We start from the raw sequence: 16,763 nt of genomic DNA, 5'->3' as shown, positions 1-16,763 counted from the left end.
TTAGTCACTGTGCGAAATTACCCAGCAGTTGTGTATATGCTTATTACGAGCAAAGTCGAGCGGCAAAGTTTGTGAAGAAATATTCTTTGCTTCCAGCCTTAGCTCTCTTATTGCATCTATATCCATTTTAAACTGACGTTTGTTGTTAGAAAAAATAATCATTCCTTCAGGACGCAAGAGTCGCTTGAGGTTTGTCATTAGCTGAATATGATCACGCTGAACATCGAACGTTTGCTGCATTCGTTTAGAGTTTGAAAATGTCGGTGGATCAATAAAAATCAAATCAAACTGAGAACTTGAATTCTCTAGCCACTGTAAACAATCAGCCTGTTCATATTTATGCTGGCGTCCTACTTGACCGTTCAATCGCATGTTCTCCTGAGCCCATTCTAAGTATGTGTTCGACATATCTACCGTTGTTGTAGACTTAGCCCCGCCGCAAGCAGCATGAACAGTGGCAGAACCGGTATACGAAAACAAATTTAGAAAATCTTTGCCCGACGCCCATTGGCCAATTTTTCTGCGAGTTAACTTGTGGTCTAGGAACAAACCTGTATCTAGATAGTCGTGCAAATTGACAATCAGATTAACTCCGTATTCAAAAACATTCATGGTCTGTGATTGTTGAGACAGCTTTTGGTACTGGGAGCGCCCTTTCTGCTTTTCTCTTACTTTTAAAATGACCTTGTTAGCCTGAGTCCCAGTTACTTGAATTGAAGCACGTATAATATCAGTCAATCGACGCTTCGCTTTTTCCTCGGGAACATTTTTGGGTGCAGCGTACTCCTGTATCACTAGATGGTCTAGGTATACATCAATCGCTACGTTGTATTCCGGAAGATCTGCATCATAAATTCGGTAGCAATCGAGTTGCTCTTTCTTGGCCCACTTTGCAATCTTACCGATATTTTTCTTCAAACGATTGGCAAAATCAGGAGCAACAACCATATCAGTTACAGTGTCACCATCGATTAAGCGCTCTTTGTCAGAAATATGGTAATTCTTTTGCTGACAAGGTAATGACCCATTATTAAGCTTGTATTGTTTGTCTGCTCTCATACGCAAACAGCTAAGCAACTCGTCAGAACTAGAAAAAATTGAAGCGCTGCAACCTTTAAACTCTGATTTCAGTTGATTCCCAAAGGCGGTATAAAGCGCAATCAAATCAGGATGAGTACCGAGTCTTTCGCCGTAAGGAGGGTTAGAGACAATCGTACCAGAACTGAAATCCATTGGTCGCTTCAGCTCAGCTGCATCTCCCACCTCGAAACAAATAAGAGACTCAACGCTCGCCCTGCGCGCATTATCTTTGGCAGTTTGAATTACACGCGGGTCATTATCATAACCATAGATTTTGGCGTCAAATTTATTGACACCTTTTCTCGCTTGAACAGAGGCTTCTGCTTTTACTTGCATCCAAACGTCTGGCTCAAAATCTTCCAACACTTCAAAGCTGAACTTCTCGCGTTTGATTCCCGGCGCTATATTTGCTGCCATCATCGCTGCCTCAATGACAATTGTGCCTGAGCCACACATCGGGTCTAACAGTGGTGTTTTCATGTCCCAACCAGAACGCAAAATAATCGCTGACGCAAGCGTTTCTCTTAAAGGCGCCTTACCTGATTCAGTTCGATAACCTCTTTGATGAAGACCGCCGCCAACCATATCGATTCCAAGCAGTGCTTTATCTTTATGGAGACGCAAATGAACCCTAAGATCTGGTCGATCTTTGCTGATCGAGGGTCTTGGCAGGTCTTTTTTACCAAACATGTCAACTATCGCATCTTTTACTTTCATCGCACCATACTGGCTATTGCGAATCTCTCGGTTAGTTCCTTTAAAATCAACGATAAACTTGTTTGAACTACTGAATTGTTTCACCCAATTGACTGCTGAACTAGCGAGATACAAATCCATATCGTCATTACAGGTAAACTCTGAGAGTATGCGAACAAAACGAGAAGCTAAGCGGCTCCATAAACAGCAGCGATAAATTTGTTCGTTAGAAGCTTTAAATTTCACTCCAGCTTGTACTGGCTTAGCGTTCTCTATGCCTAGCCTACTTAATTCTTCAACTAACAAGTTTTCTAGACCATTGGACGTGACCGCAAGATATTGATGCATAGTGTTCTTAGGTAAATGATAACTAACGGACGATTATACCTGTATAGCGCTTATATAGTTAGCCAATTCCGTTCAAATATTATAATGAAACCGCTGATCGCGTGAAACTTACTCATAAATTTTCTCACATAATCTGCGCGTTCAGCTAAATTCGAGTGTATTACACCGCAAAAACCTAGAGTTGAAGCAGGGTTTGTTATTTGCTTTCAACCACGACTTTCTGTCCCTCGACCTGTTACGCAAAAATAGTCTTCATAGTGATAGTGAATACTTATTCTGGATGATTTTGGTATATACCAGATTAAGATCAAGTTGTAACTTAGTAACTAAATTGCACTAATTGAGGAATTATTTAGGTTTTTTGAACGAAAAACGAGACTGATGAAAGGTTTTTTGCTAACAAAATTAGTGATTATTTTAAGTGTAACTCACCGCAATTGTGATCTTGAATTAAAAAATGTCGGCAATAGGCCGACCAGAAATAAAACAAAAGGAACGAAAAAGTTAACTTACTAGAGCGATGGAGTGTATAGTCTGAGATACAATATGGTTTGCTGCTGACATTCGATCGTGCATTACTTTAATTGCTTGACCGAATTTGAGCGACTTCATACCGTCTAAGGCAAAGTTATTCTGGCAAACTAGCGAGCATAGGCTAGCATTATCCCCTACTTCCAAAACGATAAAGTAGCCTTCACTATGAGAGTTTGATAGCTTTACAAAATCACCTTCTTCAGGTGTATAACCGCAATCAGTTACTGGATTAAAAAACCAACTTTTCGGTTGAACGGGCTTATGAAAACGTTTGGCTGCAACACAGTATAACGCTAGTTCTGCTTGCCTAGGTTCAGAAAGGTTAAGAAGAGAGATTTGCTCTCTATATGTTTGGAAGGCAGAGGCATCATCAACTGAGAATTCATTAATACCAATTGCACAGTCCACGACCAATTTTTTTGACAGATTTGTTCTGAATATAATGTCGTCGCCTAAGTCGAGCATTAGGTGTTGCTCTGCATCATCATAGTACCAAGTCCATTTATCGCTCGGTTTAAGCATCATACTCATCTCGTGTAAAATTCAATCTTCTTAAGTGTGCTGTCGCTTACTCTAAGTACTGCTGATTAAATTTTATGTACTATCTATTGAAAAAAAAGAGGAAATGACATGTCATTTCCTCTATAAAAGACGAGTTAAAAATTCTTGACTTTAATGTGACAGCGTCACATCGTATCTTCTATAAATTTTTCACTATGTCACGAACAAGACTAGGTCCATGGTAGATAAATCCAGAATACACTTGGACTAGCTGTGCACCCGCCATCATTTTTTCTTTCGCCGCAACATACGAATCAATACCACCTACTCCAATTACGGGGATTTGATCTTTAAGTTTCTGATGTAAAAGACGAACAACCTCTGTACTTCTTAGTTGAACAGGACGACCACTTAGTCCCCCTACCTCACTAGCATGTTTCATTCCCTCAACAATACTGCGATCAAGAGTTGTATTCGTTGCAATCACTCCATCAATATTATTTTTGATTAGAGAATCACATATCTGCGTTACTTCGTCGTCACTCAAATCAGGAGCAATTTTAAGTGCTAATGGCACGTATTTGTGATGTTTTTCCGCAAGTTGTGACTGTTTTAGTTTTAGTTCAGATAAAAGATCATCTAGAGCTTCACCATATTGAAGTGAACGTAACTCTGGAGTATTGGGAGAAGAAATATTGACCGCTATATATCCAGCATATTGATATACCTTTTCCATACAAAGTAGGTAGTCCTCAGCACCCTTCTCTATTGGTGTATCTTTATTTTTTCCTATGTTTATCCCAAGGACACAGCTAAAGTTTGCCTTCTTCACATTCTCAACTAGGTTATCGACTCCCTGGTTGTTAAAACCCATTCGATTGATAATTCCTTCTGCTTCAACTAAGCGAAAAAGGCGCGGCTTATCATTGCCTGATTGAGGTCTAGGTGTGACAGTACCAACTTCAACAAATCCAAATCCCATGGCATCAAAAGCTTCGATGCATTCACCATCTTTATCTAAGCCTGCAGCCAGGCCCACGGGATTGCGAAATGAAATCCCCATACATTCGACTGGACGGTTGGGTAATTGTTGACGATAAAATAAATCGAGAGGTGTACCTGTAAAACGTTTGAAGTTTTCGATTGCGAGATCATGTGCCTTTTCGGCATCAAGTTGAAAAAAGCCAGCTCTGGCTAGACGGTAAAGCATTGTGCCTCCGATAGAAAAAAGCCCCGTACAAACGGGGCTATATTATTTACTGTTTTACCGCATAATTCAACGAAATATGTTTGTCACTCGTTGGCCGCGCAATTTAAGTTGAGAAGCATAAGCTCTCGCAGAGCAACTGAGAACTTCGCAAATTCATGCACTGAACCTACTTTGAACTCATTGAGAATATTTTCCCATCGGTGCAAGGATACTTCGTTTGTCGAAATCCAGTCATCGAGAGCTTTCATCACATCGAGATCTTTTGGCGCACAGTGGCAATTTAGAACCTGCCCCGTAAGCTGTCTTTGCTGCCAATCTAAATCTTCTCTAAAGGCTGCACGCGCAAGTGCCTGCCAATTATTATCAACAGCTTGAGCATTGATTTGGTTTAGGAACCAATGCAATGACAACCTGTCACCTAAATGGAAGTAAAGCTTGGCAACTTGTTCAACCGAGATACCAGTCTCTCGAGCGACAGTAGAGATATCAAAAACCGAATATAAGCTAGATAAGCGAGATACGTAGATAGCTATATCAGGTGTAATACCTTGATCAATCCATGATTGAGCCATCTGCTTATGTTCTTCAACTTCCGCTGGAACAAGAATATCATCCAACTTAGCATTGATAATGTCTACATCACCTTGGTACAACTCAACGAGTGCTTTAACACATTGGCGCCCCGTTCTATTACGCAACACCCAACGTGACAATCGTCTCATTGTTCTGCGTACATAGAACATCATATCGTACTGAGCATCTGTTGAAGCCTTGTTGTCGAGAGCACGTAGTGAAGTTAACACCTTATCTAAACCAAATATTTCACGACAAGCAGCGTATGCATTAGCAATATCGACAATATGCGCTCCTGTTTCCTCTTGCATACGAGTTACATAGTTACAACCCATTTCGTTAACCATCTGGTTAGCAAGGGCTGTCGCGATGATCTCTGCTCTTAATGGATGATTATCCATTTGCTTGATATAGTTACGGCGTAACTCTGTAGGGAAATAATTGACCAGCTGCTGAGCATGATAGTCATCATTAGCGATATCATCATGCACCAAGTCTTCTTTAAGAACCATCTTTCCGTAGGCAACAAGAACTGCAAGCTCGGGGCGAGTGAGTGCTTGGCCTAACTTCTCTCTCTCGAGAAGAGTCTCATCATCAGGAATATATTCCAGTGCACGATCCAAATGGCCTGCTTTTTCCATATCATGAATAAAGCGGATTTGTTCTTTGACAAGGCCTGTACCACGCTGTTCTGTTACTGATATCGATTCAGATTGACAATAGGCATCATCTAATACAATTTCACCTACTTCATCTTCCATCGATTCTAGAATCTTATTGCGTTGTTTAACAGTCAGGTCACCATTTGCCACGAGTCCATTGAGGAAGATTTTAATGTTGACTTCGTTATCTGAGCAATCCACTCCGCCAACATTATCGACGAAATCGGTGTTTACACGGCCGCCAGTAAGCGCATACTCAACTCGGCCTAGCTGCGTCATACCCAAGTTGCCGCCTTCACCGACTACTTTAGCTCTCAGATCTCGACCATCAATACGTAAAACGTCATTTGCACGATCGCCTACATCTGTATGAGTCTCATTCACGGACTTAACGTAAGTACCGATACCACCATTCCATAATAGGTCCACTTCCATTTTCAGAAGCTTTTTAATTAAGTCATTTGGCGGCAGTGATGTTTTCTTGGTCCCAATCATTTTCTGAATTTCTGGCGTGAGAGTAATGGACTTAGCCCGACGAGAGAAAATACCCCCACCTTTTGAAATAAGCTTGGTGTTGTAATCTTCCCAGCTAGAACGCGGTAACTTAAATAAACGATCTCTTTCTTTCCAGCTTTTTGCTGAATCAGGATTTGGATCGATAAATATGTGCAGGTGGTTAAACGCAGCTTGTAAACGAATGTGTTTTGACAACAACATACCATTACCAAAAACATCACCAGCCATGTCACCAACACCAATTGCAGTGAAATCTGTAGACTGGCAGTCAATACCCATTTCTCTGAAATGACGTTTTACCGACTCCCAGCCACCTTTAGCTGTGATACCCATAGCTTTGTGGTCATACCCATTAGAACCACCCGACGCAAAAGCATCACCAAGCCAAAAGTTATATTCTTCAGACACTGAGTTTGCTAAATCAGAGAAAGTAGCTGTCCCCTTATCTGCCGCAACAACGAGGTATGGGTCATCTTCATCATGACGTACAACACTCTTCGGTGGAATAACTTCCCCTTCGATAATGTTATCTGATACATCTAGGAGCGCTCGAATGAACCGCTTGTAACAACGTTGGCCTTCAGCGAAGATTTCATCTCTACCACTCAGATTATGCTGTCGTTTACAGACAAACCCACCTTTGGCGCCAACGGGTACAATGACGGTATTTTTAACCTGCTGCGCCTTAACTAACCCTAAAATTTCCGTGCGGAAATCTTCTTGACGATCCGACCATCTCAAGCCACCACGGGCAACCTTACCACCTCTTAAGTGAACACCCTCAATATCAGGTGCGTAAACAAATATTTCAAACGCAGGAACGGGTTGAGGGATCTCCGGAATTTCACTCGGCTTCATTTTCAATGAAAGCCATGGCTTAGGTTGTTTGTTAACGTCAAGTTGATAGTAGTTAGTTCGTAACGTAGCCGTGATCATCTCCATATAACGACGAATGATACGGTCGTCATCTAGGCTTTCTACATGATCCAGCTGTTCTGTCATTGAGTTGATCAGCTCTGTTTGACCTTTCTGACTACCCTTATATTTGGGATCAAACCGCTTGGTAAACAGAGCTACCAAGCCTCGTGCCAATTCAGGGTAATGACTCAGAGTTTCCTCAATGTAGTGTTGGCTGAATGGGAAGCCAACCTGGCGCATATACCTAGCATAGGCTCGAAGAATAGAAATTTCTCTTCCCGTTAGTGATGCTCCCAAAACAAGTCTATTGAAGCCATCGCTTTCAAGATCTCCGGCCCAAATAGCTGCAAACGCTTGCTGGAAACGATCTCTGGCTTCACGCAGATCGACGGTTTTCTCGCTCTTATGGAGCATAGAAAAATCAAGAATCCAGTACACATGACCATCAGCCTTGCGTACTTCATAAGGGGATTCACCTATCACGCGTAAGCCAAGGTTTTCAAGCATCGGCATTACGTCTGACAGGTGTATCGGCTCATCACGATGATACAGTTTCAGCCGAACTGATTTTGAATCTGAAGCCAGTTCTTGTGGACGGTAGAATAGCATCCCTAAGCGGTTTTCATCACTCAGTGCTTCAATACGCTCAATGTCTGCCACAGCAGATCCCGGCATAACGTCTTCTTTGTATGAACGAGGAAATGCGTGCAAATACTCTTTTGCAAGAGGAAGACCTTTACTTTCACCAAAGTTTGCCACAATAGCGTCAGAGAGACGATCGTCCCAAGTTGAAGATGCTTCCATCAGGTTTCGCTCAATCATTTTCACGTCGACATCCATGTTGTTGTTATCAACACGGACAATGTAATGCGTCCGAGCCAATGGGCTCTCGGAGAAGTAGGTAGTGAATTCTACTTCATTATCACAGCCAAAGTACTGCTGGAGGATCTGTTGTGTTTGACGTCTAAGTTCAGTATTGTAACGATCTTTAGTAACATAAACCATACAACTAAAGAAGCGACCAAATGGGTCTTTGCGTATGAAAAGTCGTAGCATATCACGGTCTTGCATCTGCACGACGCCCATACCAACTTCTAACAAGTCATCTTCATGAGCCTGCAACAATTCATCGCGTGGATAATTTTCTAGGATATTGTGTAGTGCTTTAAATGCATAGGATCCTTCGCGATACCCACTTGAAGCGAGAATGCGTTCAACTTTTTCTCTGATAAGAGGTATGCTTTCAACACTTTGGTTATACACGGCTGATGTATACAGCCCTGTGAACCTATGTTCACCAATAACCTTTCCATTCTTATCGAATTTCTTGATACCAATATAATCGGTATAGGCTGGACGGTGGATACGTGATGGAGTGTTACCTTTTGTCATTATCAGCAAGAATGGCTTTTGGGCTTCCAGACGCGCAGAGTCTGGGAAATCTGATAGCTTAACGCTACGCACACGTTTAGTGTTGGCGAATAGCCCTAATCCTTTGTCAGCTGTCGGCCTTAACTCTGTATCACCATCTACATTGACTAAATCGTATTCTTTGTAGCCCATAAATGTAAAATTGTGATCACCTAACCAGCGAAGAAACTTCACTGTTTCTTCATACCGGTCACGCTCTATCTTCACAAAATCCTTATTAGCCTCAACCTGATTGGTTACCTCTTCAAGCTTTTCAACCATGAGTAACCAGTCATGAACGACTAGTGAAGTATCTGTAATGATTTTTTCCAATTCTTCGCGTAGCGAGGTCATGGTTTCTTTTGAGCTTAATCTATCGACTTCCATATGGAACAAGGACTGAAGCGTTCCTTTCCCTTGGTTAATCGCAGTAATATCACCTGCTTTACTTCGCTCAATCTGCGTTGGGCCATGAAGCATTAAATGAGAAGCCAAATCCAGTCGGCTCAATGCCATTTTCACGGAATCTACTAAGAAAGGTGTGTCTGGCACAACAATTTCAACAATAGTGTGGGTGGATTGCCATCCTTGACGACTTACAGTTGGGTTAAACACTCGTACAGAGACTTCGTCGGCTTTCTTTTCATTGATATGATGCCAAAGGCTAATAATCGCACCATACAGATCAGATTCATTCCTTTCGACGAGGTCGTCATGCGAAATATTGCTAAATAAATGCTGAGCAAGTTGAGTGACAAGGGGTTGATGAGCAAGCTCGAGTTTGTCTTGAATCAGTTTGTAGACCTTTTCAAGCAGAACCGGCATCAAAGTTTCACGCGCGGTCATAATCACACTCCACAATTAGAATTTTATATATTTTTGAGGGCTGTTGTAAGCATAGTGCTTAACACGGGTAATGCCGCTTTATTGTAAAAGCTTTATTGATAAATGGTTAATTCTTTTAAGAGTGGTAGGAGGTGAAATGTTTGATAATGTGACTAAGGTTCTATTTAAAGTCTCATAGAATCAATTGTTCACAGCATTTCCAACTTTATAAACTTATTGTTTTGGTCAGTTGTCAGGCGAAAGCGCCCATTAAGACCTATTTGACTAAGAAATGGACGAAATTTAGTGGCGGGCAGTTGCAATCGTATCCCATTGTCTGTAGTCACAAGAACATTGCTTGCGATCCCATTATAGTGTGCCAAGAAAGATTGATACGAAATGTTTAGCGAGAAATAGTACTGATTCATTCTTCTTTATAAATTTAGTGAGTATTAGGATTTTTGGTAATGGGCTTTGGTAGTAGCAGCGGGAGTACTGCTACCACCTTATTATACAGACTAAGAGTCCAGTGCCTTATTGACTTTCTCGAACAAGTCCTTGGCAAGATTATCAAGAGATTTTAGTCGTTCAAGTTCCCGTTTCATGAGTGCTTGTCTCGTATCATCATATTTTCTGAACTTAAGCAAAGGGTCAATTAATCGAGATGCTACTTGAGGGTTACTCGTGTTTAACTCTTTAATTATCTCTCCAGCAAATTGGTACCCATCGCCAGTTATTGAATGAAACTTAACAGGATTCATATTCAAAAACGAACCGATCAGACTTCTCGTACGGTTAGGGTTTTTAAGACTAAATGCGGTGTGGTCCATCGTCGATTTAATGACTTCCAATGCATTCTCAGCAGGGTTGGATCCTTGCAAAGCGAACCATTTATCCATAACCAAACCATCATGCTGCCACTTCTCACTGTAGTCAGTCATCAGCTTTTCACGACAATCTAATTGAGCATTATTCGCTGCGCTCATTGATGCAATGGTATCTGTCATGTTATTCGCAGAAAAGTATTGCTTCTCAACTAGGCTGTTCCCGAGCTCAGTATGAGCCAGATAAGAAAGTGCTATATTACGTAACGATCGCTTGCCTATTGCCTCATGTGAAATCGTATAGTCAACATCTTTTAGGCTGTGATAAATCGCACTTAATTCATCTTCAAGCGTATTAGCTAGCCTCACCTTAGTCGCTTTTAATACTGTAGCAATTGCGTCTACGTCAATTTGGCTATACCAACCTGATACTTCATTGTGGCTTGGAAGCGCCATAATTTCGGCTATTAAGGCTGGTTCCAAGGTATCAGAAAGCAACACACCTCGGAAAGCATCGATCAAAGACATGGGTAATTCAATCTCTGTTCCTGTTTGAACAGCGTTTACATTACTGCGAATATATTTCGCGAGTAACATTTGGCCCGCATCCCATCGTGAAAAGTCATTGCTGGCATGCACCATTAAAAAAGTCAGCTCTTCATCACTGTAGTCATATTCCAAGATAACAGGAGCTGAAAATTCGCGCAGTAATGATGGTACAGGCTTCTCTGATACATCCTCAAAAACGAAAGTCTCTTTGTCTTTAGTGACATTAAGGATATTATCAATACCCTTCCCGTTACTACGTAGCTCAATGGGTTGACCATTAGCAGCGTAAAGTTCTATATCCAATGGAATGTGCAAAGGTTGCTTATTTTGCTGATCATGGGTGGCAGAAGTATGCTGCGATACTGTTAAGGAGTATGTTTGCTCTGTTGAGTCATAGTCACTCTTAATTGATACTATTGGTGTGCCGGATTGACTATACCATAAGCGAAACTGCCCTAGATCTACACCTGATGCGTCTTCCATAGCTGCTACAAAATCTTCGCATGTTGCGGCTGTCCCATCATGACGTTCAAAATACAGTTTCATTCCTTTTTGGAAAGCCTTTTCACCAAGTAAAGTATGCATCATTCTTATCACCTCACTGCCTTTTTCATAAACGGTAAGGGTATAGAAGTTATTCATTTCAATAACTTTTTCTGGACGAATGGGATGCGACATTGGGCTTGCATCTTCTGCAAATTGAGGGCCTCGAATAATACGAACATTATTGATTCGATTAACAGCCCGAGAGCCTAAGTCTGATGAAAACTCTTGGTCTCTGAATACGGTAAGTCCTTCCTTCAAACTTAACTGAAACCAATCTCTACATGTAACGCGATTTCCCGTCCAGTTATGAAAATATTCATGGCCAATAACAGCCTCAATGCCAAGGTAATCTGTATCAGTCGCTGTTTGCTCATTTGCGAGAACAAACTTTGAATTAAACACATTCAATCCTTTGTTTTCCATCGCCCCCATATTAAAAAAGTCCACAGCAACAATCATATAAATATCGAGGTCATATTCAAGGCCAAACCTTTCCTCATCCCATTTCATCGAATTAATCAGGGATGTCATTGCATGAGGTGCTCTATCAAGATTTCCCTTATCTACAAAGATTTCAAGATCAACCTTACGACCTGATTTAGTAATGAATGTATCGCGAAGAACATCAAAATCACCTGCTACTAGTGCAAACAAGTAAGCGGGTTTGGGATGTGGGTCTTGCCACTGAACCCAATGACGCCCATTATCTAGTTCACCTTCGGCAATTCGATTACCGTTGCTAAGCAAAAAGGGATAAGTTGCTTTGTCAGCAATGACTTTCGTTGAGTATGTTGCAAGAACATCAGGACGGTCCAAATAATAGGTAATTCGCCGAAAGCCTTCTGCCTCACACTGGGTACAAAAAGCTCCGCCAGACTTGTACAAACCTTCTAAAGCTAAATTGTTTTCAGGATTAACTTCAGTAACTATCTCTAGCTCAAATTCTTCAGGAAGCCCTGAAAGAGCGATCCCACCCTCTAGTTGTTCGAATCTGGTCCACTTCTCATTGTTTACATCAAGGCTGACTAATTTGAGTTGTTCACCATCGAGGTAAAGAACGTTGTCTTGTTTTAATTGCTTTACCTTAGACCTTGCCGTCACTACAGTATTATGGTCATAAAGGTCAAAAACTAAATCGATGCTAGTGATTGTGTGTGATGGCGAAGTGTAATCTTTACGGTATTTGGCTTGAGGTGTATGAGCCATGTCGAAATCCTTCTAACTAAAAAGCAATAATGTGAATAGCCTGCCGGCAAGCGATAAGCAAGTTTGGTGCTCTTTAATGAAAATCAAACTCCGGAACGTCTTCGCTTGGACCAATTATGTTAGCGAAAGAGCGTAAGTGAACTTAAAATCGGCTATATAAGTATATCTGTGTTGAGCACTATAGATTTATACTCTTTCATGGACTGTTAGCTTAACCCTATACCGATAAAAAAACGAGGTATTATGTGTTAATACCTCGTTCACGTTTAAACAATGTGAGAGTGACTCATCGTACCCGATTAAGCACGGCGTAAAGCGCACCTTCCTCCATTTCCAAGGTGAGTATGTCGCTATTTAAACTATACCGCGTTTCATGTTCACCATTTTCATAAAGCAAAACTAGGTGCTCGCCTTCTGTATAATAAACACCTTTGTGTATCGCTTCATCACCTTCGCTATTACTCACTCTGAACATAAACACAAAATCCGGTTGCAAAATCAAGTCCATTTGCTGGACTTCACTCGCGACAAACTCATGCCCACCTAATTTTGCACTGGACCACATGCCCGCCAAAGCATTGGATAGTGCTTTTGTAAATACAACTCCGTTCAGGTTGAGCATATTATGGTTGCTGGAATAATTGTAAGTTTGGGGCTCTGAAGTATTTAACCCCAGAATAAGCGTATCTTCATTCGCCGTGTACAAGCCTTCCCAATGATCAACTGAATAATCACGTTTTTGGATATCAATTTTAAAGCTGTAGTTAGAATCTAGACTCAATTTAATGGCTAAAAAGTTTTCTTCTGACTGCTCAGGATTAGGGTTAACCAAATACCAATCGCCAAGTAAAAAAGGTTGGTCAAACTGTGTTAAGTCACTGTTATCGCGTACTTCATTAGCAAGACAAGATAGACTTATACATGTAAGTAAAACGCCAATCCATCTCATAGTGCACCTCGCTCTTTTCTTTAAGCTTAGGCTGAGAAGCACAAATATGCGAAAATCAAGATCTAGCTCACGCTAACGATGAAAAAAACGAGCTTATAAAAAGCTCGTTTTAGGAGAAAAGCCAAAAGGTTAAATCGATTTTTTAGAGGACTCTCTGAGAAGATCGACCATTATAGCGACTGACTCATCAAGATAAACGTCTGGAGCTTCATAATCTTTAGGAACATCGTCAAGAGACTTAAACGCCTTCTCTCCCAATGTTTTTTGTCTTTGATTAATTCGTGCTAAACGGTCATCATCAGCCTTGTCGCTTTCCTGCTTGCGCACTTTTTCGCTTAGGGACAATGTATTATCATCCTTTTCAGCTTTATATCGTGCGATATCTTCAGCTATAAATTTAAACTCAGGTTCATTGGCAACGCGCGTTTGATGCAGCGCACTAAGCTTCTTGATGAGTTTTTTGTTGCGCTGTATCTCTTTGTAGTTGGCTTTGTCTATGCTGTCCCAAGGCAATGCATTATCTTCAACACTCTCGCCAGTTTCGCTATGCTCGATTGGTGTAGGATAAGCAATGTCAGGAACAACGCCTTTATTCTGAGTGCTCCCACCATTAATGCGGTAGAATTTCTGGATTGTATATTGAACGTAACCCAACTCTTTATCAAACAAATCATAAATATGATTGAGAGAGCGATGCTGTTGCACTGTCCCCTTACCGAAGGAGTTCTCACCAAGAACGATCGCTCTTCCATAATCTTGCATTGCAGCAGCAAAAATTTCAGAGGCCGATGCACTATAGCGATTAATGAGAACTGTCATTGGGCCATCGTAGCTAATCTTTCCGTCAGTATCACTATTGACATTGACTCTGCCATAACTGTCCCTAACTTGAACAACAGGACCACTGGTAATAAACAGACCTGATAAAGATGTCGCTTCAGTGAGCGCACCACCGCCATTGTTACGCAAATCTACAATGACACCATCAATACCTTTGCTTTTCATCTCAGTAATCAGCTTATCAGTATCTTTAGCTAGGCCAACGTAGAAGCTGGGTACTTCCAATACACCAATTTTTTTGCCATCTTTTTCGATAATTTCCGACTTAACTGCTCTATCTTCGAGCCTGATTTTATCGCGAACTATGGTTACAACTTGAGCTTTGGCATCTTTTCCTTCAGGCAAGACTTGCAGATTAACTTTAGTACCCTTTGGTCCTTTGATAAGCTGTACCACATCATCTAAACGCCAGCCGATTACATCAACAATGTCCTCACCATCCTGCCCAACGCCAATGATACGATCACCTTCATCAAGCTGCTTACTTTTCGATGCGGGTCCGCCTGCGACTAAAGAACGGATAACCGTATAATCATCCGTCATTTGCAACACAGCACCAATGCCTTCCAAAGATAAATTCATTTCAGTCTGAAACTGTTCTGCGTTTCTCGGAGAAAGATAACTTGTATGAGGATCGACTTCTCTAGCAAAAGCATTCATATATAATTGAAATGCATCCTCATTGTGGGTCTGGCTGAGGCGTTTTAAAGCATTGTTATAACGCTTGCCTAGAACATCTTTTATTTCATCCCAATCTTTGCCAGTAAGCTTTAGGTTTAGAGCATCATACTTAACACGTTTTCTCCAAAGTTCATCTAACTCTTTGGTGTCTTTTGGCCAAGCCGCTTTGCTTCGATCAAGCTCAATACTTTCATCAATATCGAACTTCATCTCTTTGTCAAGCAAAGACAGCGCATAAGCAAAACGCTCATAGCGACGTTTCAAAGACATATTATATACGTCAAACGCGACCTGATTATCTCCAGACTTGAGCTGCTCATCCAAGTTAGTAGCTAACTTGGTAAACGACTGAATATCGGCTTGAGTGAAAATATTACGATTGAAATCTAAGGACTCTAAATACCTCTGGAATATGGCTTCAGAAAATTCATCATTCAAAGCGAAATGTTTGTAATGGGAGCGAGTAAAGCGAGAGGTAACACGTTTACTTGCAGTAGAGTGCTGCGCTTCTGGAGCTAACACTGGAAGGTCGTCTAAAGCAATATTGGCTTTAAGAGCGTATGCTGAGGAAGCTGCTAACCATAGGCTAGCAGCAATCAGCGACAATTTTGAACGGCATTTCATGCGTAGGAGTATCTCCTTTATGCGCGTAGGTGCTCCGCTTTTACAACCATTTGCAGGCCGTTAGGCAGTTGAACACGCACATCTTCCTTATTGATTTCAACTATAGTCGCAGCCATATTACCTTTGCCCATATTGACGTTAACTTGATTACCTATAGTAATCTCTTCTACTGTCAGAGCCCTTGTTTCTTGGGGTTTGCTGGCCTTATTTACATTATTTTTTGGTGCGCGACGGTTCTGTGTTTTCTTATTAGCTGGTTTTGCTTTGGCTTTACCTTCTTCTCTCGCTTTCTGAGCTTGCTCTTTACGACGAGCCTGAACCTTGGCTTTGCTCTCAGCTAACGCTGTTTTGGCATGTTCAACATGTTCTTCATCTAACTCCCCAGCAGGATTCCCATCTAGATCAACACGAACAGCACCGGGCTTAACACCATGAAGATAACGCCATGAAGAGGTATACTGTCTCAATGCTGCACGAATCTGTGTTTTACTCACTTTCGGATCGTCGGTAAGACGTTCCGCAAGATCTTGAAAAATACCAATTTTGAGCGGTTTTGCTTCACCTTCTAAAGTAAAGCACTTAGGGAAACATTCAGCAATATACGCAATCACTTCTTTGCTATTTTTTAACTTTTCAGTGTTTTCCATGAGGGGTCCTGGTTAATGCGGTGTCTTCCGCGAGCATTCAGATAAATATTTCAGGTATTATAGTGACCTAAAAACGAAAAACCACCGTCAATAATGAATTTATGCACTGATAGCGTGTGAATTAAACAGCTTTTCTACTTCACTCATCAAAAATGTTAAGCCTTGTTCATCAATTTCACCAAAACGGCTTAGCACAGGACTGTCTATGTCTAGGACGCCCGCTATACCTCCATCTATATAAAACGGTATAACAATTTCTGAGTTACTCGCTGCATCACAAGCTATATGTCCCTCAAACTGATGAACATTACTTACCCTTTGTATTGAATTCTGCTCTACTGCCACTCCACAGACCCCCTTTCCAATTGGAATTCTCACACACGCAGGTTTACCTTGAAATGGGCCTAACACTAAGTCTTCATTTCTTACCAGATAAAATCCCACCCAATTTATGTCCTCTAGCTCCATGTTTAACAGTGCGCTCAGGTTTGATAGATTAGCAATCAAGTCCTTTTCAGATTCAATAAGCGCAATAGCTTGCTTGGTCACCCTTTCATATTGTTCTATTTTCATAGTAGTCTCCAATTTCAAAAAGACTTGGCTTAAGAACCAAAGTACAATTAA

The 16,763-nt window shown here is 41.2% G+C and carries 10 protein-coding genes; all 10 read right to left on the bottom strand.

The annotated features are described in order from the left end of the window. A complete protein-coding gene (gene rlmKL / locus FIV01_RS07120; RefSeq protein ID WP_152430381.1) occupies positions 1 to 2,124 on the bottom strand; it encodes a bifunctional 23S rRNA (guanine(2069)-N(7))-methyltransferase RlmK/23S rRNA (guanine(2445)-N(2))-methyltransferase RlmL in 2,124 nt (707 codons plus the stop codon). A gap of 504 nt (positions 2,125 to 2,628) precedes the next feature. Continuing rightward, positions 2,629 to 3,180, bottom strand: coding sequence for a cell division protein ZapC (locus tag FIV01_RS07115; RefSeq protein ID WP_152431680.1), 552 nt, complete (start codon positions 3,178 to 3,180; stop codon positions 2,629 to 2,631). A gap of 178 nt (positions 3,181 to 3,358) precedes the next feature. After that, on the bottom strand, positions 3,359 to 4,369 hold the full coding sequence (gene pyrD / locus FIV01_RS07110) for a quinone-dependent dihydroorotate dehydrogenase (protein WP_152430380.1): 1,011 nt from the start codon (positions 4,367 to 4,369) through the stop codon (positions 3,359 to 3,361). An 83-nt stretch (positions 4,370 to 4,452) separates the two neighbouring features. Continuing rightward, on the bottom strand, positions 4,453 to 9,294 hold the full coding sequence (locus tag FIV01_RS07105) for an NAD-glutamate dehydrogenase (RefSeq protein ID WP_152430379.1): 4,842 nt from the start codon (positions 9,292 to 9,294) through the stop codon (positions 4,453 to 4,455). Between the two features lie 188 nt (positions 9,295 to 9,482). Next, on the bottom strand, positions 9,483 to 9,701 hold the full coding sequence (locus FIV01_RS07100) for a DUF2835 domain-containing protein (protein ID WP_152430378.1): 219 nt from the start codon (positions 9,699 to 9,701) through the stop codon (positions 9,483 to 9,485). 90 nt (positions 9,702 to 9,791) lie between these two features. Beyond that, positions 9,792 to 12,398: an aminopeptidase N gene (pepN, locus tag FIV01_RS07095; RefSeq protein WP_152430377.1), complete on the bottom strand. Its 2,607-nt coding sequence runs from the start codon at positions 12,396 to 12,398 to the stop codon at positions 9,792 to 9,794. Positions 12,399 to 12,684: 286 nt separating this feature from the next. After that, positions 12,685 to 13,347 (bottom strand): hypothetical protein, encoded by a 663-nt coding sequence (locus tag FIV01_RS07090; RefSeq protein WP_152430376.1) that lies wholly within the window; start codon positions 13,345 to 13,347, stop codon positions 12,685 to 12,687. Between the two features lie 129 nt (positions 13,348 to 13,476). Then, positions 13,477 to 15,492 (bottom strand): carboxy terminal-processing peptidase, encoded by a 2,016-nt coding sequence (gene prc, locus FIV01_RS07085; protein WP_152430375.1) that lies wholly within the window; start codon positions 15,490 to 15,492, stop codon positions 13,477 to 13,479. A 17-nt stretch (positions 15,493 to 15,509) separates the two neighbouring features. Beyond that, on the bottom strand, positions 15,510 to 16,139 hold the full coding sequence (gene proQ, locus FIV01_RS07080) for an RNA chaperone ProQ (RefSeq protein WP_114785742.1): 630 nt from the start codon (positions 16,137 to 16,139) through the stop codon (positions 15,510 to 15,512). 99 nt (positions 16,140 to 16,238) lie between these two features. Next, positions 16,239 to 16,712 (bottom strand): GAF domain-containing protein, encoded by a 474-nt coding sequence (locus tag FIV01_RS07075; RefSeq protein WP_152430374.1) that lies wholly within the window; start codon positions 16,710 to 16,712, stop codon positions 16,239 to 16,241. Positions 16,713 to 16,763 lie beyond the last annotated feature (51 nt).

The organism is Vibrio aquimaris (assembly GCF_009363415.1).
Lineage (GTDB): Bacteria > Pseudomonadota > Gammaproteobacteria > Enterobacterales > Vibrionaceae > Vibrio > Vibrio aquimaris.
The sequence above is the reverse complement of the archived record's forward strand: the minus strand, read 5'-3'. Positions and strand labels throughout refer to the sequence as shown.

Excerpts from the sequence above, each read along its gene's own strand:
- FIV01_RS07115 (WP_152431680.1), bottom strand. The coding sequence starts at position 3,180 with ATGCTTAAACCGAGCGATAAATGGACTTGGTACTATGATGATGCAGAG.
- prc (WP_152430375.1), bottom strand. The coding sequence starts at position 15,492 with ATGAAATGCCGTTCAAAATTGTCGCTGATTGCTGCTAGCCTATGGTTA.
- rlmKL (WP_152430381.1), bottom strand. The coding sequence starts at position 2,124 with ATGCATCAATATCTTGCGGTCACGTCCAATGGTCTAGAAAACTTGTTA.
- FIV01_RS07105 (WP_152430379.1), bottom strand. The coding sequence starts at position 9,294 with ATGACCGCGCGTGAAACTTTGATGCCGGTTCTGCTTGAAAAGGTCTAC.
- FIV01_RS07090 (WP_152430376.1), bottom strand. The coding sequence starts at position 13,347 with ATGAGATGGATTGGCGTTTTACTTACATGTATAAGTCTATCTTGTCTT.
- FIV01_RS07100 (WP_152430378.1), bottom strand. The coding sequence starts at position 9,701 with ATGAATCAGTACTATTTCTCGCTAAACATTTCGTATCAATCTTTCTTG.
- FIV01_RS07075 (WP_152430374.1), bottom strand. The coding sequence starts at position 16,712 with ATGAAAATAGAACAATATGAAAGGGTGACCAAGCAAGCTATTGCGCTT.
- pyrD (WP_152430380.1), bottom strand. The coding sequence starts at position 4,369 with ATGCTTTACCGTCTAGCCAGAGCTGGCTTTTTTCAACTTGATGCCGAA.
- proQ (WP_114785742.1), bottom strand. The coding sequence starts at position 16,139 with ATGGAAAACACTGAAAAGTTAAAAAATAGCAAAGAAGTGATTGCGTAT.
- pepN (WP_152430377.1), bottom strand. The coding sequence starts at position 12,398 with ATGGCTCATACACCTCAAGCCAAATACCGTAAAGATTACACTTCGCCA.